Source organism: Pseudomonas pisciculturae, assembly GCF_015461805.1.
In the GTDB taxonomy this organism is placed as follows: Bacteria; Pseudomonadota; Gammaproteobacteria; order Pseudomonadales; family Pseudomonadaceae; genus Aquipseudomonas; species Aquipseudomonas pisciculturae.
Genome location: NZ_JACVZE010000009.1, coordinates 236,376 through 257,291, shown reverse-complemented (window position 1 = coordinate 257,291; position 20,916 = coordinate 236,376). Strand labels below are relative to the sequence as shown.

Annotated in this window: 19 protein-coding genes; 5 read left to right on the top strand and 14 right to left on the bottom strand. The window is 57.8% G+C overall.

What is annotated here, in order from left to right; translation table 11 throughout:
• Positions 1 to 6 precede the first annotated feature (6 nt).
• Together ftsH and rlmE are read right to left on the bottom strand one after the other, a co-directional pair.
• Entirely contained in the window at positions 7 to 1,917 is a 1,911-nt protein-coding gene (gene ftsH, locus ICY20_RS23615) for an ATP-dependent zinc metalloprotease FtsH (RefSeq protein WP_122486196.1), read from the bottom strand.
• A 200-nt stretch (positions 1,918 to 2,117) separates the two neighbouring features.
• A complete protein-coding gene (gene rlmE, locus ICY20_RS23610; RefSeq protein ID WP_017139255.1) occupies positions 2,118 to 2,768 on the bottom strand; it encodes a 23S rRNA (uridine(2552)-2'-O)-methyltransferase RlmE in 651 nt (216 codons plus the stop codon).
• A gap of 106 nt (positions 2,769 to 2,874) precedes the next feature.
• Here rlmE and ICY20_RS23605 point away from each other — a divergent pair, with 106 nt between their 5' ends.
• The gene (locus ICY20_RS23605; RefSeq protein ID WP_010206607.1) at positions 2,875 to 3,183 is read left to right on the top strand and encodes a YhbY family RNA-binding protein; all 309 of its coding nucleotides are present in this window, start codon (positions 2,875 to 2,877) and stop codon (positions 3,181 to 3,183) included.
• 9 nt (positions 3,184 to 3,192) lie between these two features.
• Here ICY20_RS23605 and ICY20_RS23600 read toward each other — a convergent pair whose 3' ends face one another.
• The 8 genes from ICY20_RS23600 to grpE all read right to left on the bottom strand — a co-directional run bounded on the left by ICY20_RS23600 (position 3,193) and on the right by grpE (position 13,659).
• Positions 3,193 to 3,597: an MFS transporter gene (locus tag ICY20_RS23600; RefSeq protein WP_159956133.1), complete on the bottom strand. Its 405-nt coding sequence runs from the start codon at positions 3,595 to 3,597 to the stop codon at positions 3,193 to 3,195.
• Between the two features lie 28 nt (positions 3,598 to 3,625).
• Positions 3,626 to 4,102 carry a transcription elongation factor GreA gene (gene greA, locus ICY20_RS23595; RefSeq protein ID WP_003235048.1) on the bottom strand — a complete coding sequence of 159 codons (477 nt, stop codon included), beginning with the start codon at positions 4,100 to 4,102 and terminating at the stop codon, positions 3,626 to 3,628.
• On the bottom strand, positions 4,099 to 7,320 hold the full coding sequence (gene carB / locus ICY20_RS23590) for a carbamoyl-phosphate synthase large subunit (RefSeq protein WP_159956131.1): 3,222 nt from the start codon (positions 7,318 to 7,320) through the stop codon (positions 4,099 to 4,101). Before carB ends, greA begins: the two co-directional genes overlap by 4 nt.
• A 105-nt stretch (positions 7,321 to 7,425) precedes the next feature.
• Positions 7,426 to 8,562, bottom strand: coding sequence for a glutamine-hydrolyzing carbamoyl-phosphate synthase small subunit (gene carA / locus ICY20_RS23585; RefSeq protein ID WP_159956129.1), 1,137 nt, complete (start codon positions 8,560 to 8,562; stop codon positions 7,426 to 7,428).
• A 258-nt stretch (positions 8,563 to 8,820) separates the two neighbouring features.
• The gene (gene dapB / locus ICY20_RS23580) at positions 8,821 to 9,627 is read right to left on the bottom strand and encodes a 4-hydroxy-tetrahydrodipicolinate reductase (protein WP_159956123.1); all 807 of its coding nucleotides are present in this window, start codon (positions 9,625 to 9,627) and stop codon (positions 8,821 to 8,823) included.
• Positions 9,628 to 9,637: 10 nt separating this feature from the next.
• Positions 9,638 to 10,762, bottom strand: a complete 1,125-nt coding sequence (dnaJ, locus tag ICY20_RS23575) for a molecular chaperone DnaJ (RefSeq protein ID WP_122486191.1) — start codon at positions 10,760 to 10,762, stop codon at positions 9,638 to 9,640.
• A 317-nt stretch (positions 10,763 to 11,079) separates the two neighbouring features.
• Positions 11,080 to 12,996 (bottom strand): molecular chaperone DnaK, encoded by a 1,917-nt coding sequence (gene dnaK, locus ICY20_RS23570; RefSeq protein WP_159956122.1) that lies wholly within the window; start codon positions 12,994 to 12,996, stop codon positions 11,080 to 11,082.
• 102 nt (positions 12,997 to 13,098) lie between these two features.
• A complete protein-coding gene (gene grpE, locus ICY20_RS23565) occupies positions 13,099 to 13,659 on the bottom strand; it encodes a nucleotide exchange factor GrpE (protein ID WP_159956121.1) in 561 nt (186 codons plus the stop codon).
• Positions 13,660 to 13,913: 254 nt separating this feature from the next.
• Between grpE and recN the strand changes: the two genes are divergently transcribed.
• Positions 13,914 to 15,587, top strand: a complete 1,674-nt coding sequence (gene recN, locus ICY20_RS23560) for a DNA repair protein RecN (RefSeq protein ID WP_159956120.1) — start codon at positions 13,914 to 13,916, stop codon at positions 15,585 to 15,587.
• Between the two features lie 85 nt (positions 15,588 to 15,672).
• On the opposite strand, the gene fur is transcribed toward recN, so the two are convergent.
• Entirely contained in the window at positions 15,673 to 16,077 is a 405-nt protein-coding gene (gene fur, locus ICY20_RS23555; RefSeq protein WP_003235066.1) for a ferric iron uptake transcriptional regulator, read from the bottom strand.
• A 98-nt stretch (positions 16,078 to 16,175) separates the two neighbouring features.
• Between fur and ICY20_RS23550 the strand changes: the two genes are divergently transcribed.
• Complete coding sequence (locus ICY20_RS23550) at positions 16,176 to 16,703, top strand: outer membrane protein assembly factor BamE (RefSeq protein WP_058427661.1); 528 nt, start codon at positions 16,176 to 16,178, stop codon at positions 16,701 to 16,703.
• A gap of 63 nt (positions 16,704 to 16,766) precedes the next feature.
• Here ICY20_RS23550 and ICY20_RS23545 read toward each other — a convergent pair whose 3' ends face one another.
• Both ICY20_RS23545 and ICY20_RS23540 read right to left on the bottom strand, forming a co-directional pair.
• Positions 16,767 to 17,069: an RnfH family protein gene (locus tag ICY20_RS23545; protein ID WP_194938713.1), complete on the bottom strand. Its 303-nt coding sequence runs from the start codon at positions 17,067 to 17,069 to the stop codon at positions 16,767 to 16,769.
• The gene (locus tag ICY20_RS23540; RefSeq protein ID WP_049711477.1) at positions 17,062 to 17,496 is read right to left on the bottom strand and encodes a type II toxin-antitoxin system RatA family toxin; all 435 of its coding nucleotides are present in this window, start codon (positions 17,494 to 17,496) and stop codon (positions 17,062 to 17,064) included. Before ICY20_RS23540 ends, ICY20_RS23545 begins: the two co-directional genes overlap by 8 nt.
• A 166-nt stretch (positions 17,497 to 17,662) precedes the next feature.
• Here ICY20_RS23540 and smpB point away from each other — a divergent pair, with 166 nt between their 5' ends.
• The gene (gene smpB / locus ICY20_RS23535; RefSeq protein WP_003235073.1) at positions 17,663 to 18,145 is read left to right on the top strand and encodes an SsrA-binding protein SmpB; all 483 of its coding nucleotides are present in this window, start codon (positions 17,663 to 17,665) and stop codon (positions 18,143 to 18,145) included.
• Positions 18,146 to 18,182: 37 nt separating this feature from the next.
• Here the strand turns inward: smpB and ICY20_RS23530 are convergent, their stop codons facing one another.
• Entirely contained in the window at positions 18,183 to 18,950 is a 768-nt protein-coding gene (locus ICY20_RS23530) for an FCD domain-containing protein (protein ID WP_159956117.1), read from the bottom strand.
• Between the two features lie 262 nt (positions 18,951 to 19,212).
• Between ICY20_RS23530 and ICY20_RS23525 the strand changes: the two genes are divergently transcribed.
• The gene (locus ICY20_RS23525) at positions 19,213 to 20,907 is read left to right on the top strand and encodes a lactate permease LctP family transporter (RefSeq protein WP_194938712.1); all 1,695 of its coding nucleotides are present in this window, start codon (positions 19,213 to 19,215) and stop codon (positions 20,905 to 20,907) included.
• Positions 20,908 to 20,916: the final 9 nt, after the last annotated feature.

The window sequence follows — 20,916 nt, the reverse complement described above, 5'->3', positions numbered from 1 at the left end:
CAAACCTTAGTGGTCAGCTGCCGGGCCGCCGATTGGGGTTTCGGGGCGTTCGTTCTGAACCACAGGCGGAGTGCCCGAAGTACCCGAACCACCTTCCCAATCGCGTGGTTCACGCGGAGCGCGACCCGCCATGATGTCGTCGATCTGATCGGCATCAATGGTCTCGTACTTCATCAGCGCGTCAGCCATTGCGTCCAGCTTGTCGCGATTGTCAGTGAGGATCTGCTTCGCCGTGCCGTAGCACTGATCGATGATGCTGCGTACTTCAGAGTCGATCAGCTTGGCTGTCTCACCGGAGAAACTGGCGCTTTGACCGCCACCACCACGACCCAGGAATACTTCACCATCATCCTCGGCATACATGAGAGGACCCAGTTTTTCCGACAAGCCCCACTTGGTCACCATGTTCCGTGCGATCTGGCTGGCACGCATGATGTCGTTGGAAGCGCCAGTGGTCACACCGTCAAAACCCAAAGTCATTTCTTCAGCAATCCGACCACCGTACAGCGAGCAGATCTGGCTGATCAAGGCGCGCTTGGAGAGGCTGTAGCGATCCTCTTCCGGCAGGAACATGGTGACGCCCAGTGCACGACCACGCGGAATGATCGACACCTTGTAGACCGGGTCGTGCTCAGGCACAACACGGCCGACAATGGCGTGACCAGCTTCGTGATAAGCGGTGTTCTGCTTCTCTTTCTCGGACATGACCATAGACTTGCGCTCAGCGCCCATCATGATCTTGTCTTTCGCCAGCTCGAATTCTTTCATCTCAACGATGCGCTTGCCGGTACGGGCAGCAAACAACGAAGCCTCGTTCACCAGGTTAGCCAGGTCGGCACCGGAGAAACCGGGTGTACCACGGGCAATCACAGCCGGAGCCACGTCGTCGCCCATCGGTACTTTACGCATGTGCACTTTCAGAATCTGTTCGCGACCACGAATGTCTGGCAGACCCACAACGACCTGACGGTCGAAACGGCCTGGACGCAGCAATGCAGGGTCCAACACGTCAGGACGGTTGGTCGCAGCGATGACGATGATGCCGTCGTTCATTTCGAAGCCGTCCATCTCAACCAGCAACTGGTTAAGCGTCTGCTCGCGCTCGTCGTGACCACCGCCCATGCCCGCGCCACGATGGCGACCAACGGCGTCGATTTCATCGATAAAGATGATGCACGGCGCGTGCTTCTTGGCTTGTTCGAACATATCGCGAACACGGCTGGCACCGACACCGACGAACATCTCGACGAAGTCAGAACCGGAGATAGTGAAGAACGGCACCTTGGCTTCGCCGGCAATTGCCTTGGCCAGCAAGGTTTTACCGGTACCCGGTGGGCCAACCATCAGCACGCCGCGCGGGATGCGGCCACCCAAGCGTTGGAACTTGCCTGGATCGCGCAGGAACTCAACCAGTTCGCCGACTTCTTCCTTGGCTTCATCGCAACCCGCGACGTCAGCCAAAGTAGTCTTCACCTGGTCTTCGGACAGCAGGCGCGCCTTGCTCTTGCCGAAACTCATCGGCCCGCCCTTGCCCCCCGCACCGCCTTGCATCTGGCGCATGAAGAACATGAACACGGCAATGATCACGAGGATCGGGAAGCTGGCCACCAGAAGCTGGGTCCAGATGCTCTGCTGCTCAGGCTGCTTACCTTCGACAACCACATGATTGTCTACCAGGTCGCCGATCAGGCCGTTGTCTGGAATATTCGGGCGAATAGTCTTGAAACCATCGCCATCATTGCGTTTGCCGGTGATTACAGCGCCATCAACCGTGACGCGCTCGACCTTGCCATCCTTAACTTGCTGGATGAAGTCGGAATAGTTGAGGGTCTGCGGCTCGTTAGGGCTGGAGAAGTTGTTCATCACCGTCACCAGGACAGCCGCGATGATCAACCACAGGATCAGATTCTTTGCCATATCGTTCAATTAACTACCCTCTGAAGCAAGCTCCGCTACTGGCGCGCGCTTCGCATGATATTCACCGGCCTAACTTACTACATTACCTACAACTCTGGCAGGCGCCGTCTGTAACCCTTTGTGAAACTTTGACTACACAATATTCGTAAAGCTTCGTGACGAAAGCGACATAAAAAAACCTATCGCCTCCCTCGAATTTCTCAAAAACGCTCTTCACTCTCCGCGCCCTCTACGCCACGGAAGCCGCGGCACAGCAGGTATTGCTCCCTGGACCTGTCCCGGGAAGAGTCCGGTTTACGGGTCTGTACCTTGTCGAACAGCTTGCGGATGTTCTTGTGGTACTCGTCGAAACCCTCACCCTGGAACACCTTCACCAGGAAATCACCACCAGGACGCAACACGCGACCTGCCAGATCCAATGCCAACTCGCAGAGGAACATGGCTCTCGGCATATCAACAGCCGGTAATCCACTCATATTGGGGGCCATGTCGGAAATCACAAGGTCTACCTGCGAATTTCCCACAGCTTCCAGGATCTCGGCCAAAACCGTGTCCTGGGTAAAGTCGCCGTGCACGAAGGTCACATCCGGGATGCTGTCCATCTCAAGGATGTCGGAAGCGATCAAACGACCCTGGCCGCCAATCAGACGACTGGTCACCTGGGACCAACCACCTGGGGCCGCGCCAAGGTCAATTACGCTCATGCCTGGACGGATCAACTTGTCCTTGTCCTGGATCTCCAACAGCTTGTAGCTGGCCCGGGAACGGTAGCCGTCCTTCTGCGCCTTTTTGACGTAAGGATCGTTGAAATGTTCTTGTAGCCACTTAAGGCTGGTTTTGGAACGGGCCACGGGCCACCTCGAAAAATAAAACGGGTCGTGATTAACTGGGCGGTCCCGGACTCGCTCGGGTAAACTGGCCGCCGCTTTTTACAAGATCAGACGCAGGGGTCAGATTATGCCGCTCACTCAAGAGCAGAAGAAACAGTACAAATCCATTGGCCACCATCTGAAACCAGTTCTGATTGTGGCAGACAACGGTTTGACTGAGGGTGTGTTAGCCGAATTCGAACGCGCATTGAACGATCACGAACTGATCAAGATCAAGGTCAACATTCTTGATCGCGAAGCGCGCCTGGCTGCCATTGCAGAACTGTGCAAGGTTGGCAAGGCGGACCTGGTTCAGGTTATCGGCAAGATGGCGCTGCTGTATCGCAAGAATTTCAGCGTCAACAAGCAACTGTCGAACGTTCATCGTTTCAAATGATTCAAAGGGTCACGGGCGTGCTTCGCGCGCCCTGCCACTCCACCCCGGTGCCGGTTGCATAACCAACACCAAGCCGGAGAACCCTAGCACAAGATAGCTGAATAACTGCCAGCGCAACGCTTCCGGCAGCCACACATGCACGATGCAATACATTGCACACGCATAAAGCGCCATCAACAGCAGTTGGCCGCGAATATCCCGCCACAAACTCTCCAAACCCTCGGCCCTGACCAGCACCAACGCCTGGAGCGTCACGCACGCCGCCGCAAAACCCACCAGCAACGCACTCAGTAATCCGTCGATCTCATCGATCAGCAACGGTGCCAGGCCAATCAGGCCCAGCGCCGGTAAAACACCAATATGCAACAACCACAGGCCGCCCACCCAAAGCATCTGGGAGAGCTGCCAAAGCATGGCGCCCGCACGCAGCGGGCGCCGCCTTTCAGACGTGACGAACTTCGACAATCTCGTACTCGATCACGCCACCAGGCGTCTTCACGGCCACCACATCACCCTCTTCCTTGGCAATCAAGGCGCGAGCAAGCGGAGAACCGACAGAGATCTTGCCAAGTTTGAAGTCAGCCTCGTCCTCACCCACGATGTGATAAACCACGCTTTCGTCAGTCTCAACGTTGGCGATTTCCACGGTGGTGCCGAAGATTACCTTGCCGGTCTTGGGAATGGTCGTCACGTCGATAACCACCGAGTTCTGCAGGCGGCCTTCGATGTCACGGATCCGCGCCTCGACCATACCCTGCTGCTCACGAGCAGCGTGGTATTCGGCGTTCTCCTTCAAGTCACCCAACTCGCGGGCCGTACCGATGTCCTGGCTTAGCTTCGGACGGACGACCTTGGTCAGATGGGCGTGCTCCTCTTCCAGGGCCTTGAAGCCCTGGACGGTCATTGGGTATTTGGTCATGCCTTCAATCCTGCGTGTAGATCCTGCAAGCGACGCACGGTCTTTTCCGGACCGAACTTGAGCGCTTCACAGATGGCTTCGCCAGCAGCAATGGTGGTGGTGCAGTAGATCTTGTGCTGCAAGGCGTTACGGCGAATGGAGTAGGAATCCGCGATCGACTGGCGACCTTCCGTGGTGTTGATGATCAGCGTGACTTCGTCATTCTTGATCATGTCGACCACGTGCGGACGGCCTTCCGTCACCTTGTTTACGCGACGCACTTTCAGGCCGGCAGCTTCGATCAGCTTGGCGGTCCCGGCAGTGGCCACGACTTCGAAGCCCAAGTTGATCAGATCGCGGGCTACGCCTGCAACCAATGGCTTGTCGTCATCACGCACGCTGATGAACGCAGTACCGCCGGTCGGCAGCACTTCGCTGGCGCCCATCTGAGCCTTGGCGAATGCTTCACCAAAGGTGTCACCCACGCCCATCACTTCACCGGTGGACTTCATCTCTGGGCCCAGGATCGGGTCCACACCAGGGAATTTGGCGAATGGGAACACCGCCTCTTTCACGCTGTAGAAGTTCGGAATGATTTCTTTGGTGAAGCCGATTTCTTTCAGGGTCTTACCGGCCATCACGCGGGCAGCGATCATGGCCAGGGAGACACCGATGCACTTGGAAACAAATGGCACGGTGCGGGAAGCACGCGGGTTGACTTCGATAACGTAGATGTCTTCGCCTTGCAGCGCCAACTGTACGTTCATCAGGCCGACCACACCCAGCTCCAGGGCCATTTTCTTGACCTGCTCGCGCATCTCGTCCTGGATGTGCGCCGGCAGCGAATACGGCGGCAGCGAGCACGCAGAGTCACCGGAGTGAACGCCCGCCTGTTCGATGTGCTGCATGATCGCGCCGATCACCACGTCAGTACCGTCGCAAACAGCGTCCACGTCCATTTCGATGGCGCAGTTGAGGAAGTGATCCAGCAGCACCGGGCTGTCGTTGGACACTTTCACTGCGTCACGCAGGTAACGCTTGAGTTCTTCTTCTTCGTAGACGATTTCCATCGCACGGCCGCCCAGTACGTAGGACGGGCGCACTACCAGCGGGTAGCCGATCTTGCTGGCTGCACGGATGGCCTCGTCTTCGCTGCGCACGGTGGCGTTTGGCGGCTGACGCAGGTTCAGGCGCTCAACCATTTGCTGGAAGCGCTCACGGTCTTCGGCACGGTCGATAGCATCCGGGCTGGTACCGATGATCGGCACGCCGGCGGCTTCCAGGGCACGAGCCAATTTCAGCGGGGTTTGGCCGCCGTACTGGACGATCACGCCTTTCGGCTTCTCGACGCGACAGATTTCCAACACGTCTTCCAGTGTGACTGGCTCGAAGTACAGACGGTCGGAAGTGTCGTAGTCGGTGGAAACAGTTTCCGGGTTGCAGTTGACCATGATGGTCTCGTACCCGTCTTCGCGCAGGGCGAGGGCGGCGTGTACGCAGCAGTAGTCGAACTCGATGCCCTGGCCGATACGGTTAGGACCGCCACCCAGGATAATGATCTTGTCGCGACCCGACGGCGCAGCTTCGCACTCTTCCTCGTAGGTGGAGTACATATACGCGGTGTCGGTTGCGAACTCGGCCGCGCAGGTGTCAACGCGCTTGTAGACCGGGTAGATATCCAGCTTGTGGCGATGCGTGCGCAGGTTTTTCTCGGTCACACCCAGCAATTTGGCAAGGCGCTGGTCGGAGAAACCTTTGCGCTTGAGGCGGAACATAAGGTCGCGGTCGATAGAGGACAGACCGAGGGTCTTGACCTTCTCTTCTTCCTTGATCAGATCTTCGATCTGCACCAGGAACCACGGGTCGATCATGTTCATGCCGAAGATGTCTTCGACGCTCAGGCCGGCACGAAAGGCGTCAGCCACGTACCAAATACGCTCGGCGCCCGGCACGGTCAGCTCGCGCTTGAGCACGCTCATGCTTTCCGGGTTGGTCAGATCGAGCTTCTCGTCCAGGCCGCAAACACCGACTTCCAGGCCGCGCAGGGCTTTCTGCAGGGATTCCTGGAAGGTACGGCCGATGGCCATCACTTCACCTACCGACTTCATCTGAGTCGTCAGGCGCGCGTCGGCTTTCGGGAATTTCTCGAAAGCAAAGCGTGGCAGCTTGGTCACGACATAGTCGATCGACGGCTCGAAGGACGCTGGTGTAGCGCCGCCAGTGATTTCGTTTTGCAACTCATCCAAGGTGTAACCGATCGCCAGCTTGGCAGCGATGCGCGCAATCGGGAAGCCGGTGGCTTTCGAGGCCAGTGCCGACGAACGCGATACACGCGGGTTCATCTCGATCACGACCATGCGGCCAGTATCCGGGCAGATACCAAACTGAACGTTGGAGCCGCCGGTTTCCACACCGATCTCACGCAGTACCGCCAACGAGGCGTTACGCATGATTTGGTACTCTTTGTCCGTCAGGGTCTGCGCCGGAGCAACGGTGATCGAGTCACCGGTATGCACGCCCATCGGGTCGAAGTTTTCGATCGAGCAAACGATGATGCAGTTGTCCTTCTTATCGCGGACAACCTCCATCTCATACTCTTTCCAGCCGATCAGGGATTCGTCGATCAGCAGCTCTTTGGTTGGCGACAGGTCCAGACCACGGGCGCAGATTTCTTCGAACTCTTCACGGTTGTAAGCGATACCGCCACCGGTGCCGCCCATGGTGAAAGACGGACGGATAATGCACGGGAAGCCCAACTTTTCGAGGACTGCGTTGGCCTCCTCCATGCTGTGGGCGATACCGGAACGTGGGCAGTCAAGGCCGATGGACTTCATGGCCTTGTCGAAACGCGAACGGTCTTCAGCCTTGTCGATGGTGTCGGCATTGGCGCCGATCATCTCTACGCCGAATTTTTCCAGGACGCCTTCGCGCTCCAGGTCCAGGGCGCAGTTCAGTGCAGTCTGGCCGCCCATGGTTGGCAGCAGTGCGTCCGGACGCTCTTTCTCGATGATCTTGGCAACGGTCTGCCATTTGATCGGTTCGATGTAGGTGGCATCGGCCATGTCCGGGTCGGTCATGATGGTGGCCGGGTTGGAGTTCACCAGGATGACGCGGTAGCCCTCTTCGCGCAGGGCTTTGCAGGCCTGGGCGCCGGAGTAGTCGAATTCGCAGGCCTGGCCGATAACGATCGGGCCAGCGCCGAGAATCAGGATGCTTTTTATGTCTGTACGTTTTGGCATGGGTTTGTCACTCAAATCCGCAGGTCAGTCGGCAAGCCGTCTTGAACAATCTTTGAAGAGCCTGCGGGGGCCACCGAGGTTCGGGGCCGCCCGCAGGCCGCTCAGTCAGCGTCGCTTGGCCATCTCATTGATGAAACGGTCGAACAGCGGCGCTACGTCGTTCGGGCCCGGGCTCGCTTCAGGGTGGCCCTGGAAGCTGAACGCGCTCTTGTCGGTACGCTCGATGCCTTGCAGGGAACCATCGAACAGCGACTTGTGAATGGCGCGCACGTTGCTCGGCAAGGTCGCTTCATCCACAGCAAAACCGTGGTTCTGGCTGGTGATCATGACGACGCCGGTGTCCAGGTCTTGCACTGGGTGGTTGGCACCGTGGTGGCCGTGACCCATTTTCAGGGTCTTGGCGCCGGAGGCCAGAGCCAGCAGTTGGTGACCGAGGCAGATACCGAAGACCGGGATCTCGGTTTCCAATACTTCCTTGATCGCCTGGATGGCGTAGTCGCAAGGCTCAGGGTCGCCTGGGCCGTTAGACAGGAACACGCCGTCCGGTTGCAGGGCGAGTACGTCGCTGGCTGGGGTTTGCGCCGGCACTACGGTGACGCGGCAACCGCGCTCGACCAACATGCGCAGGATGTTGTACTTCACGCCGTAGTCATAGGCCACAACGTGGTACGGCAGGTCAGCGGCTTCGATGGTCGCGTGGCTGTCGGTCTTCAAGTCCCAGACAGTGGAGCGCCATTCGTACTTCTCTTTGACGCTGACGACTTTCGCCAGGTCCATGCCTTTCAGGCCAGGGAAACCCTGCGCTGCAGCAATGGCTGCCGCTTCGGAAATGTCGTCACCGACCATGATGCAGCCGTTCTGCGAGCCTTTTTCACGCAGGATGCGTGTGAGGCGGCGCGTGTCGATACCGGCGATTGCCACAACATTGTTGGCTTTCAGGTAATCGGACAGTGACATCGTGTTACGCCAGTTGCTCGCAACCAGTGGCAGGTCACGAATAACCAGGCCGGCGGACCAGACACGATCAGACTCGACGTCTTCCGGTGTAGTACCGGTATTGCCGATGTGCGGATAGGTCAGGGTAACGATCTGTTGGGCGTAGGAAGGATCGGTAAGGATTTCCTGATAGCCGGTCATGGCAGTGTTAAACACCACCTCTCCAACGGTTTGACCGTCGGCTCCAATGGCTTCGCCGCGAAAAATGCTGCCATCAGCAAGGGCGAGTATGGCTGGCTTAGTCAAGAAGACCTCCCGTAAATAAAGCCTGAAAGGGCGATCGCAGGTGTAAAAAAGCGGAGTGACGTATGGACACGTCACTCCGCTTATTCACTGAATTATTCTGCGCGCTTTTAGTGAACACACTAAAGCTGTAGCTTACAGAAAAAGGCTTTTTTGGTCCACCGCTAATGAGCCGAAAAGGCAGGGGAATGCGACAGGGCGTCGCTTAGCGGGTAAAAACGGGGCCTAAGCATAAGCTTGAGACCCCATTTAAGCTACGGATTAGTGCAGATCCAGCACATCGCGCATGTCATACAGACCCGGCTCGCGACCTTCCAACCAGAGCGCAGCACGTACCGCACCCTTGGCAAAGGTCATGCGACTGGAAGCCTTGTGTGTGATTTCCAGGCGCTCGCCTTCGGTTGCGAACAGTACGGTGTGATCACCGACCACATCGCCACCGCGCACAGTCGCAAAGCCGATGGTGTCACGCGCACGCGCACCGGTATGGCCTTCACGCCCGTACACCGCCACTTTCGACAGGTCACGCCCCAGCGCATCGGCAATCGCTTCACCCATGCGCAGCGCGGTACCCGACGGCGCGTCGATCTTGTGACGGTGATGGGTCTCGATGATCTCGATATCCGCCTCATCGCCCAACACGCGCGCAGCCAAGTCCAACAGCTTGAGCGACAGGTTCACACCGACGCTGAAGTTGGCGGCGAACACGACAGGGATATCCTTGCCCGCTTCCACCAGCAATTGCTTCTGCTCACCCGTCAAACCCGTGGTGCCGATCACCATGGCCTTGCCCGCCTTACGACAGAACGCCAGGTTTTTCAGCATCACATCCGGCAGGGTGAAGTCGATCAGCACATCGAACTCGTCCGCGACCTGCTCCAGGTTGCCCGACAACGAAACGCCGATACGGCCCAACGAAGCCAACTCGCCCGCATCTGCACCGATCAACGTGCTGCCAGGGCGAACGATCGCTGCCGTCAGCCCGGAAGCCGGGGAACGTTGCTGCACGGCCTCGACGAGGGTTTTACCCATACGCCCAGCAGCGCCCATTACAGCTATACGTCGCATATTCAATTCCTTACAGATCGCCGAAGAAGCGCTTCACACCGTCGAAGAAGCCCGCGGTTTTCGGCGAGTGGGAGTCATCACCCTCCATTGAACTGCGGAACTCTTCGAGCAACTCACGCTGACGACGATTCAGATTGACCGGAGTTTCTACCGCCACACGGCACATCAGGTCACCCGCACCACCACCACGCACCGGCGCAACGCCTTTGCCGCGGATACGGAACTGCTTGCCGGTCTGGGTACCCTCAGGGATCTTGAGCTTGACTCGACCATCAAGGGTCGGGATTTCCAACTCGCCGCCCAAGGCCGCATCGACAAAGCTGATCGGCACTTCACAGAACAGGTGCTTCCCATCTCGCTGGAAGATCGAGTGCTCACGCACATTGATCACCACGTACAGGTCGCCGGTAGGGCCACCCTGAGTGCCCGCCTCGCCTTCGCCCGACAGACGGATACGATCACCCGTATCAACGCCAGCAGGCACTTTCACCGACAGGGTCTTGTACTCTTCTACGCGGCCTTCGCCATGACAGGAGTCGCACGGATCGGAGATGATCTTGCCCTGGCCATGGCAACGCGGGCAGGTCTGCTGCACCGAGAAGAAGCCCTGCTGCATGCGAACCTGGCCAATACCGCCGCACGTCGGGCAGGTAATGGGCGAGGAACCTTTCTTGGCACCCGAGCCGTCGCACGGCTTGCAGTTGACCAGCGTCGGGACACGGATGTTGACGCTGGTACCACGCACGGCCTCTTCGAGATTCAGCTCCAGGGTGTAGCGCAAGTCGCTGCCGCGCTGGGCACCGCCTCGCTGGCCACCACGGCCACCGCCGAAGAAGTCGCTGAACACATCACCGAAAATATCGGAGAAGTTCTGACCGCCAAAACCGGCGCCGCCGCCACCCATGCTCGGGTCGACACCGGCATGGCCATACTGGTCGTAGGCCGCACGCTTATTGGGATCAGACAGACATTCGTAGGCCTCGTTGGCCTCTTTGAACAGTTCTTCGGATTCTTTGCTATCCGGATTACGGTCCGGGTGGTGCTTCATCGCCAGGCGACGGTAGGCCTTTTTCAGGTCCGCCTCGCTGGAGCCGCGCTCCACACCCAACACTTCGTAATAGTCACGCTTTGCCATAAGTCTTTGCACTCTTAAGGACGTTCAGCCAGACCCTCCTGAGCCTTGCCAAACTCGTTGAGCCCCAATACAGGCCCGGACCCAACTCACGTCAATTCAACGATCCTGGTCATTACTACTTTTAGCCAGGGACCCGGCCAAAAATGCGGTATTTACTGCTCGGAAAGCAGGAGCATTCCCGATCACACCGCCAGCATCCGAACGTTGTCGCATGCTGTAAAAATTCGCATACCCCAGACACGCCAACGCGGGAGCAAGCTCCCGCGCGGCGACATCCTACCAGTCACCGCTTGATAGCGGTCAACCGGGCGACCAACTTACTTCTGGTCTTTGACTTCTTCGAACTCGGCATCGACAACGTCGTCGTGCTTGGCTTCAGGCTCTGCCTGCTGCGCGCCGCCTTCAGGCTGGGCCTGTTGCTCGGCGTACATTTTCTGAGCAACTGGCGCGGAGACTTTCGACAGCTCCTCAACCTTGGCTTCGATGGCAGCCTTGTCGTCGCCTTTAATAGCGGCTTCCAGGGCAACCACGGCAGCTTCGATCGCGGCCTTCTCTTCGGCAGTTACTTTATCGCCAGCATCAGCGACCATTTTGCGCGTCGAGTGAACCAGGGCATCACCTTGGTTACGTGCACCGGCCAGCTCAGCAAACTTGGCGTCCGCATCAGCGTTGGCTTCAGCATCACGAATCATCTGTTGAATTTCTTCATCAGACAGACCGGAGTTGGCCTTGATCGTGATCTTCTGCTCCTTGCCGGTAGCCTTGTCTTTCGCGCCGACGTGCAGGATGCCGTTGGCGTCGATGTCGAAGGTCACTTCAATTTGTGGCACGCCACGTGGTGCTGGTGGAATCTCAGCCAGGTCGAACTTGCCCAAAGACTTGTTCTGAGCGGCTTGTTTACGCTCACCTTGCAGCACGTGAATGGTCACAGCGCCCTGATTGTCGTCGGCAGTCGAGAACACTTGCGATTTCTTGGTAGGAATCGTGGTGTTTTTCTCGATCAGCGCAGTCATCACGCCACCCATGGTTTCGATACCCAGGGTCAGCGGGCTGACGTCCAGCAGCAGCACGTCTTTAACGTCACCGGCCAATACCGCGCCCTGGATAGCAGCACCCATGGCAACCGCTTCGTCCGGGTTCACGTCTTTACGTGCTTCTTTACCGAAGAACTCGGTCACTTTTTGCTGAACCAGTGGCATACGGGTCTGACCGCCCACCAGGATCACGTCGTTGATCGCGCCAACGTCGATGCCTGCGTCTTTCAGAGCAATGCGGCAAGGCTCGATGGTGCGCTGAACCAGGTCTTCAACCAGCGATTCCAACTTGGCGCGAGAAATCTTCACGTTCAAGTGCTTAGGACCAGTGGCGTCTGCAGTGATGTACGGCAGGTTCACGTCGGTCGCATTGCTGGACGACAGTTCGATCTTGGCTTTCTCAGCGGCTTCTTTCAGACGCTGCATCGCCAGCGGGTCACCCTTGAGGTTCATGCCGCTTTCTTTCTTGAATTCGTCGACGAGGTAGTCGATCAGACGAATGTCAAAGTCTTCACCACCCAGGAAGGTGTCGCCGTTAGTGGCCAACACTTCGAACTGGTGCTCACCGTCAACTTCAGCGATCTCGATAACCGAGACGTCGAACGTACCGCCACCCAGGTCATAAACGATCACGGTGTGGTCGCCTTTGGCCTTGTCCATGCCGTAAGCCAGAGCGGCCGCGGTCGGTTCGTTGATGATACGTTTTACGTCCAGACCAGCGATGCGGCCGGCGTCTTTGGTCGCCTGGCGCTGGCTGTCGTTGAAGTAGGCCGGAACGGTAATCACCGCTTCGGTCACTGTTTCACCGAGGTAGTCTTCAGCAGTCTTCTTCATCTTTTTCAAGACTTCAGCCGAGATCTGCGGAGCGGACATTTTCTGGCCGTTCACTTCAACCCAGGCGTCACCGTTGTCAGCCTTGGCGATTTTGTAAGGGACCATCTTGATGTCTTTCTGTACGACTTCTTCATCGAACTTACGGCCGATCAGACGCTTTACCGCGTACAGGGTGTTGTGCGGGTTGGTTACAGCCTGGCGCTTGGCCGACTGACCCACCAGGATCTCACCGTCATTGGCGTAAGCAATGATCGACGGCGTAGTACGCGCGCCTTCGGCGTTTTCGATAACTTTAGCTTTACCGTTTTCCAGAACGGAGACACACGAGTTGGTGGTCCCCAGGTCGATACCGATAATTTTGCCCATGATTTACTCTCCCGAAACTTGAATTTGGTTGCCGCAGCAGTTGTGGCTAACTGCGGTAGCACTTAAACGCTTGACTTATAGATGGGGGCCTTGCGGCGGATTTCAAGCCTGCTCATCAATAGAGGGCGAAACCGGCGCTGGCGCCTTGCTCACTACAACCATCGCCGGGCGCAACAAGCGACCATTGAGCAGGTAACCCTTCTGGAACGTCTTCAGCACGCTGTTCGGCTCCAGGTCATGGCTTTCCTGCATGGCCATGGCTTGATGATGCTCAGCGTTAAACGGCTCACCGCCTTGTGGATCAATCGCTTCTAACTGATAACGCTTCAGGGTGTCCTGGAACATTTTCAGGGTCAGCTCGATCCCTTCGCGCATCGGGCGGATGTTTTCGTCGTCCGGGTTGGACAACTCAAGGCCACGTTCCAGGCTGTCGATGATCGGCAGCAAGTCATTGGCGAATTTTTCCAGCGCGAATTTATGCGCCTTCTCTACATCCTGCTCGGCACGGCGGCGGACGTTCTGCAGATCGGCGGCAACACGCAAAGACTGGTCCTGCGCAGCAGCCAATTGCTCTTCGAGCACTTGCACACGAGTCGCCAGCTCATCACCGGCAGCCGAGTTAGCGTCTGGAGTTTGCGTATCCTGCGTCTGTTCGTCAGCCATAGATTTCTCCTTTCAAAATCATGCGCGATCTCAACTCGCGCTTCTGTTCCGGTATATGGGGCCACAATTTCCAGGTTCAAGGGCGCAGGCGTTACCAAAAGTCTTTCCAGTGCGCGGGATCAATTCCGGCTCATTCATTCCTCATTGCGCTAAAAAACCCAGACGAGCGAGCAAATCGAGCTAAGCATCAGGATTGTCAGCCCCAAACAAAACACTGTATAAATAACCAGACCTAACACCTGGGAGCGGCCGTCATGCTCGTGCACTTGTCTGTACATAACTACGCCATCGTTGAACACCTGGATCTCGAACTGGATCGCGGGATGAGCGTAATCACAGGCGAAACCGGCGCCGGCAAGTCGATCATGCTCGACGCCCTGGGCCTGACGCTGGGTGACCGCGCCGACAGCGGCGTCGTACGCCCCGGCGCCGACAAGGCCGACATTCTGGCCACCTTCGACCTCGCCGACATACCCGAAGCCGAAAGCTGGCTGGCGGAACGTGACCTTAATAATGACGGGCCGTGCATCCTGCGTCGGGTGATCACCGCGGAAGGACGCTCGCGAGGCTACATCAATGGTACGCCCTGCCCCCTTGGCGACTTGAAGGCTTTGGGCGAGCTGCTGATCGATATCCACAGCCAGCACGAACACCAATCCCTGCTGAAAACCGACACCCATCGCCGCCTGCTCGATGAGTATGCCGGTGCCACCGACCTTGCCCGGCAAGTACAGCTTGCCGCCCAGCGCTGGCGCCAGACCCGCCATGAGCTGGAGCGTCTCTCCAACTCCGGTGACGAACAGCGCGCTCGCCACCAATTACTCAGCTATCAGCTTGAAGAGCTGGAAAGCCTGGGCTTGGGTGAGACCGAGCTGGAACAGCTTGAGCAGGAACAAAAAAACCTGACAAACGCAGAGACGCTGCTGGGCATCTGCCGCCAAGTCGTCGAGCAATGCAGTGAAAGCGATTCCGGCAATGTGCTCAATGCGCTGACTGCCAGCCTCAATCGCCTGTCCAGCGTGAACAGTGCCTCCGGCTCTTTGTGTGAAGCAACCACCCTGCTGACCAGCGCACAGATCCAGGTAGAAGAAGCCGTCGGCGAGTTGAATCGCTTCCTGGATCATTTCGATGCCGACCCGGCACGCCTGCTAGAAATCGAAGAGCGCCTGGACACCATCTACACCCTGGCGCGCAAACATCGAATCCAGCCCACCGAAGTGGCGACGATGCAGCAGAAACTGCTGGATGAAATTGAAACCCTGAATGCAAACGATGAATCCATCGAGCGCCTGGGCGATGAACTCGCGGCATTCGCCCGCCACTATCAAGAGAAAGCCCGAGAGCTAAGCGACTTGCGCCAGCAATCGGCGACCGGCCTGGCCAGCGCAGTGGAATTGGAGATCCAGCGCCTGGGCATGCCGGGCGGCCGCTTCACCATTGAATTACGCCCCAACACCAGCAATGAGCTGCAGCCACACGGGCTGGAACAGGTCGAGCTATTAGTCAGCGCCAACCCCGGGCAACCACTCAAAGCGTTGGCGAAAGTGGCGTCAGGTGGCGAACTCTCGCGCATCAGCCTGGCGATCCAGGTGATCACCGCACAAACCTCCCGAGTACCGACACTGGTGTTCGATGAAGTGGACGTGGGGATTGGCGGGCCGACAGCAGAAATTGTCGGTCAGCTATTGCGTCGCCTGGGGGACCGAGGCCAGGTGCTTACCGTAACCCACTTGCCACAAGTGGCCGCCCAAGGGCATCAGCATCTGTTTGTGCATAAAGTGCGGGGCAGCGATGCAACGCATACCGCCGTATCGAAGCTGAACAAGTCGGAACGCGTCGAAGAAGTCGCACGCATGCTCGGGGGCATAGATTTGACCAAGGAATCTTTGGCCCACGCGAAGAAAATGGTCGTGGCCGCTAAAGCCTGAACGGATAAATCTCCCTCTATATAAAGCACGAAGGCGACCCTAGGGTCGCCTTCAATCGTTTTGCAGAGCGAATCTGCAGCGATTTTTACTTTTTCTTACGGATGTACAACACGAGATTGTGGTCAACCAAATCGAAGCCATGGTCCTCAGCAATCTTATGCTGCAGTGCTTCGATCTCCGGGCTGGTGAACTCGATAACCTCGTTGGTATCCAGGTCAACCATGTGGTCGTGATGACCACCGTCAGCCAATTCGAACACTGCATGACCGCCGTCGAAATTATGACGAACCACCAGCCCTGCGGCTTCAAACTGGGTAAGCACACGGTAAACCGTGGCCAGGCCTACGTCCTCGTTAGACTCCATCAGCGCCTTGTAAACATCCTCGGCACTCATGTGGCGCTGCTCAGCAGAATCGAGCATTTGTAGAATTTTGACTCGTGGCAGAGTCACTTTAAGACCGGCTTTGCGTAGTTCGCTATTTTCAACCATGGTTAGCTTTCTCGCGGATGCTGCTTCGCAGCTTCTCTTAATACGGGTATGATCGGCGTTTACGTTGTCCCAGCCAAGATAGTGGAAGTCGCCCACCGATGCAAAACACCAAGCTCTTGCTAACCAGTTTCACCTTTGTGGGACTGCTCGCACTCGCCGGTTGTTCATTCCCCGGGGTTTACAAAATCGACATCCAGCAGGGCAATGTCGTCACGCAGGACATGATAGACCAGTTACGCCCGGGAATGACCCGACGGCAAGTACGGTTTATCATGGGCAACCCCCTGCTGACCGACACGTTCCATGCTGATCGCTGGGATTATCTCTACAGCCTGCAGCCTGGTGGCGGTGAACGCCAACAGGAACGCGTCAGTGTCATTTTTAATGGCAACGACCAGCTTGTGAGCCTGTCCGGCGATTTCATGCCCGGCGTAAGCCGCGATGAGGCCTTGCTAGGCAAGGACAACGGTACCAACGTGACCGCGCCAGCGCAGGAAGCCGAGAAGCCGAAGTCTGAAGTGCCAGCCAAGCCCGGCTCACTGCTCGACAAGATCCAGAAAGACGTCGACGGCGTGGAGACTGTACCCGTCCCGACGCCGCAGCCTCTGGACACCAGCCCGCAGTAACTTTGCGGCGCCCAACAAAAAGCCCGGCATGCCGGGCTTTTTGCTATGTGCGAATTGGCAGATTTATGAGTGTTGCTGCCTGGCCAACGCCGCCTTGGCAGCGCGCAGCCTGCGCACTTCTTTAGGGTCGGCCAGCAAAGGCCGATAGATCTCGATACGATCACCGGCCTGCACGGTACGCACGTCTGAATCCGCAACGACCTTACCGAATATTCCCAGAGCGCAGCCTGCAAGATCCATCTCAGGAAATTGCGTCGCGATCCCTGATAACTGTACTGCCGCTCGCAAACGGGTACCCGCTGGCACCGCCACCGCCAACAACACCTGGCGATCCACGGCGGCGTACACCACCTCGATCTCAACCATGCAGTTGCTTGGCCCGCTGACAGAATGCATCCACCAGCGTATTGGCCGCCTGATTGAACAAAGGCCCCAGCGTCGCTCGCACGATCGGCCCTGCGTAGTCGAATGACAGATCCAGGCTGATCTTGCAGGCCTTGTCGGTCAGCGCCTTGAATACCCAAACACCATGCAACTGGGTAAAAGGCCCCTCCTGTAGGTTCATTTCGATGGATTTGCCCGGCACCAGTACATTGCGCGTGACAAAGTGCTGGCTAAGGCCGCCCTTCGCCACACCAACGCTGGCGACCATATGCTCATCGCTACCCTCCAACACCTCGGCAGTTGAGCACCACGGCAGGAATTCCGGGTAACGCGCCACGTCGTTGACCAGGTCATAGAGCGCCTGTGCCGGATAAGGCAGCAGCGCTGAACGTTGAATATGCGTCGTCATGTGTGCGTTATTTCCACTGCTGAGGCAAACATCGCGAAAAAACAGCCCGATCCGCGAGAGAAAAAAACCAAAGAACTGCCCGCATTGTCCGGGATTCATCAGACACGCTCAAGCACGCAGGTTGACCGTAGCCGACACGCTCGCAACTCCCTATAATGCCGCCCCTATGGCTAAACAAAAGAAACACCCCACAGGGACCATCGCGCAAAATAAAAAGGCGCGACACGATTACTTCATCGAACATCGTTTCGAGGCTGGTCTGGTCCTGGCCGGCTGGGAAGTAAAAAGTCTGCGTGCCAGCAAACTGCAGCTGGTCGACAGCTATGTGCTGCTCAAGGACGGCGAGGCATGGCTGCTCGGCAGTCACATCACCCCGCTGACCACCGCGAGCACCCACGTGATTGCCGACCCGGTGCGCACGCGCAAGCTGCTGCTCAATGCCCGCGAGCTGGAAAAACTCGCCGCTGCCGTTCAGCAGAAGGGCTATGCCTGCATCTGCCTGTCCTGGTACTGGAGCAAGCACCTGGTCAAGTGCGAGATTGCACTGGGCAAGGGCAAGAAGGAATACGACAAGCGTGATACCGAGCGCGAGCGCGATTCCAATCGCGAACTGCATCGCGCCGTGCGCAACAAGGGCAAGGAAGACTAACCCTTGCAGCTATGTGGCCCTGAGCTCACCGCCAGGGCTACATCCCCTTGCGCCGCTCCGCACGCGCCATGCGCTGAACCTCCTGACGTACCTCGTCCAACACTTCCTGCACATACAGCAGATGACGCGTAGAAACTTCACGCGCCTGCTCCGCTCGCCCTTCGATAATCGCCAGGTATAGATCCCGGTGCTGACTGATCAGCATGTCGCGGGTTTCAGTGCGCTGCTGATACATGCCACCAATGTTGGTCACCACGTTACGCTTGAGTAGATCAAACAAGCCGCGAATGGTGTGCAGCAACACAGCATTATGACTGGCCTCGGCGATCGCCAAGTGAAACTGCGCGTCTGCTGCGCCCTCCTCCACTCGACTCACCTCATCGGAGCGGGAGTAACAATCCTGCAGCGCCTCGAAGGCCGCCTTAAGTCGCTCACGATCCACTTCGGTAGCGCGTAACGCGGCGTAATAAGCACAGGACGCTTCGAGGGTCTGGCGAAACTCGAGCAAATCGCGCTGAGCCTCAGGGTTGTTTTCCAGCAGATGCAGCAGCGGATCACTAAAGGTCGAACCCAGAGACTCGGCAACATAATTACCACCACCCTGGCGACTCACCAGCAAACCCTTGGCCGCCAGTTTCTGGATCGCCTCCCGCAGCGACGGGCGCGACACACCAAACTGCTCCGCCAACGCACGTTCGGCCGGCAAACGCTCACCCGACTTCAGCGTGCCCTCAAGGATCATGCCCTCAAGCTGCTCGACAATATCGTCAGACAAACGGCGCTGACGCACCTGATCAAACCCCATAACCCACTCTCCACCATCCCGACCACTCGCCGGGCCCTCTATTCTCGCCTATCCCAGCACGCACCACACCTATCAGAACACCCTCGTTTTGCCCGATCAGCACCGCTTACCACCCGAACTACGACCAAAGTTTCGCAGGCGACAAATTGACACATCCCCCCGAAGGCTTTTAACCTAGCCAACAACGATTGTAAATTGGTAATACCAATTATCCAAATCGACTATGCAGTGCCTGACCAACAACAATTAGGGGCTACCCCATATGCAAACCTGGCAACAGCTCTACAGCCCACTCGGCAGCCTCGGCCTGTCCGCACTGGCAGCCGTTATCCCGATCGTATTCTTCTTTTTGGCCCTGGCCGTGTTTCGCCTCAAAGGCCACGTCGCCGGCAGCATCACCTTGGCGCTGTCGATTCTGGTGGCGATCTTTGCCTTCCAGATGCCGGTAGACATGGCGCTGGCCGCCGCAGGTTACGGCTTTGCTTATGGCCTGTGGCCTATCGCGTGGATCATCGTCGCGGCGGTATTTCTCTACAAACTGACCGTCAAGAGCGGCCAGTTCGAGATCATCCGCAGCTCCGTCCTGTCGATCACTGACGACCAACGCTTGCAGGTGCTGCTGATCGGCTTCTGCTTCGGCGCCTTCCTCGAAGGTGCAGCCGGATTCGGCGCACCAGTAGCAATTACCGCCGCGCTGCTGGTGGGCCTGGGCTTCAACCCGCTGTACGCCGCCGGCCTGTGCCTGATCGCCAACACTGCACCCGTAGCCTTCGGCGCCCTGGGCATCCCAATTATCGTTGCGGGCCAAGTGACCGGCATCGACGCATTCAAGATCGGCGCCATGACCGGCCGCCAACTGCCGCTGCTGTCGCTGTTCGTGCCGTTCTGGCTGGTATTCATGATGGACGGTATGCGTGGCGTGCGCGAAACCTGGCCGGCCGCACTGGTTGCGGGCCTAAGCTTTGCCATCACGCAATACTTCACCTCCAACTTCATCGGCCCGGAACTGCCAGACATCACCTCGGCCCTGGCCAGCCTGATCTCCCTGACCCTGTTCCTGAAAGTCTGGCAACCCAAGCGCACCGCAGGCGCACAGATTGCCGGTGCCACGTCCAGCGCAGCGATCACCGCCAGCGCCGGCGGCTTCGGTCTACCCCGCAGCACCGTTGCCTCGCCCTACAGCCTTGGGCAGATTTTCAAAGCCTGGTCGCCGTTCCTGATCCTCACCGTGCTGGTCACGATCTGGACCCTCAAGCCCTTCAAAGCGATGTTTGCAGCCGGTGGCTCGATGTACAGCTGGGTGTTCAACTTCGCGATCCCGCACCTGGATCAGTTGGTGGTCAAGGTTGCGCCGATCGTGACCAACCCGACTGCGATCCCGGCCGTATTCAAGTTGGACCCGATCTCGGCGACCGGCACCGCGATTTTCTTCTCCGCGCTGATCTCCATGATCGTGCTCAAGATCGATATCAAAATTGGTCTTACCACTTTGAAAGAGACCTTCTACGAGCTGCGCTGGCCGATCCTCTCCATCGGCATGGTGTTGGCCTTTGCGTTCGTCACCAACTACTCCGGCATGTCATCGACCATGGCCCTGGTATTGGCCGGCACGGGTGCAGCCTTCCCGTTCTTCTCACCATTCCTGGGTTGGCTGGGTGTTTTCCTGACGGGCTCTGACACCTCATCCAATGCCCTGTTCAGCTCACTGCAAGCCACCACCGCCCATCAGATCGGCGTCAACGACACTCTGTTGGTAGCGGCGAACACCAGCGGCGGCGTGACCGGCAAGATGATCTCGCCGCAGTCGATCGCCGTGGCCTGCGCCGCCACCGGCTTGGTGGGCAAAGAATCCGACCTTTTCCGCTTCACCCTCAAGCACAGCCTGTTCTTCGCCACCATCGTAGGGCTGATCACATTGGCCCAGGCTTACTGGTTCACCGGTATGCTGGTGCACTAAGGCCAACGC